The sequence below is a fragment of the Mesorhizobium sp. M2A.F.Ca.ET.039.01.1.1 genome (assembly GCF_003998035.1).
In the GTDB taxonomy this organism is placed as follows: domain Bacteria; phylum Pseudomonadota; class Alphaproteobacteria; order Rhizobiales; family Rhizobiaceae; genus Mesorhizobium.
In genome coordinates this window covers 1-1,478 of the sequence record NZ_RZRY01001111.1, presented here as the reverse complement: position 1 = coordinate 1,478, position 1,478 = coordinate 1, and the positions used below count along the sequence as shown (strand labels likewise).

At 65.6% G+C, this 1,478-nt stretch carries 2 protein-coding genes; one reads left to right on the top strand and one right to left on the bottom strand.

Translation table 11 applies throughout. The features are described from left to right. Positions 1-1,066, bottom strand: a 1,066-nt coding sequence (locus EOA24_RS37710) for an aldehyde dehydrogenase family protein (RefSeq protein ID WP_127410805.1), incomplete at its 3' end; no start/stop codon positions are given. Positions 1,067-1,223: 157 nt separating this feature from the next. Here EOA24_RS37710 and EOA24_RS37705 point away from each other — a divergent pair. Then, positions 1,224-1,478 (top strand): SDR family NAD(P)-dependent oxidoreductase (locus EOA24_RS37705; protein ID WP_127410804.1); only part of this gene is annotated, 255 nt, incomplete at its 3' end.

Here is a 1,478-nt window from a genome sequence, read left to right as displayed (position 1 = left end):
CCTCCGGCGCGACATAGGCGGTTCCGAGGCTTGCCGCCTTGAGGGCGCCATCCCGCGGCATCAGGCGCTTCGCCCCTGCTCGCACCGCGCTTTCGGTGAGGCCGCGGATGGTGTCGGCGGCAACCCCACGCACCACCGGGCCGACCATCGGCTTTTCGCCGATTGGATGGCCGATCGACCATTTCGCCGTCTCGGCGACCAGCGCCTCGACGAAACGGTCATGAATCAGGCGATCGACATAGATGCGCTCGACCGAGCAGCAGGACTGGCCGGCGTTGGAATAAGTACCTTCGGCGATCAGCGGAACAGCCGCTTCGAGGTCGGCGTCGGAGCGCACATAGGTCGGATCCTTGCCGCCGAGTTCCAGATGCACCTGGGTGAAGGTGCCGGCCGCTGCCGCATGCACGCGCCGGCCGCCATTGACCGAGCCGATGAAATTGACGGCGTTGAAGACGCCGGAAGCGATCAGCCGCTCGGCGTCCGGATGGTCAAGATGCAGGCTCTGGAACACGCCTTCTGGTCCGCCGGCCGCGCGGAAAGCCTCCTCGGCAAGCTCCGCGATCAACGGCGTCTGCGGCGAATGCTTGAAGATCACCACATTGCCTGCCGCAAGAGGCGACGTGACCAGGTAGCCGAGCATGGCGGTCGGATAGTTCCAGGCGCAGATCGACAGATGCAGACCGCCGGCCATCGGCTTGGCGTAGCGGCGGATGTTCTCATCCGAGGGATACGGCATGTCGGCCAAGGTCTCCGGGGCAGCGCCTGCAAGCAGTTCGCCGATCAGGGCCAAGCGGGGCGTCTCGTCGGCCTGCCACAAGGGCCTGCCGATCTGCCACGCCACCGCTTCGGCAAGCGGGGCGGCGCGCGCCTTCATCTCCTCGCCGAAGCGCAGAAGGATCGCCAGGCGCTCGGCCAGCGGCGTGCGCCGCCAGCCCGGCAACGCTGCGCGAGCCCGGGCGACCGCGGCCTCGATCACGGCGCCGTCGGCATAGTTTCGCGTGGCGTAGATCGAGCCGTCGACAGGAGAGGTCACCGAGAAGGTCCGCGCGCCGGAATGCAGGTTCATGGTCTTGGAATCCACTCAAAAGGAAAGCCGTCAATCGCGGCACGATATCGCGATTTTCCATTTTGGCAAATTTTTTCGAATACGGCTTGATGGAATTTTTATCCGCCCCTATTGTCCCGCCATCGCGCCTTGGCGCCAACATCAAGAGGGGTGACGGATGGTCGTCTTTGATTTCACCGGCAGGCATGCGGTGGTGGCCGGCGCGGGCGGAGGCATGGGCGAGGCTATCGCGCTTGCGTTGCTCGATGCCGGCGCTTCCGTCACCGCCATCGACGTGAAAACACGTCCGGCCTCGCTTGCCGGTTATGACGATCGCCTGACCTTCGCGAAGGGCGACCTGACCGACGCCGCCTTCGTCGAACAGATCATCGGCGCCGCCGGCCGCGAGCGCGGCGGCATCGATTATCTGGCC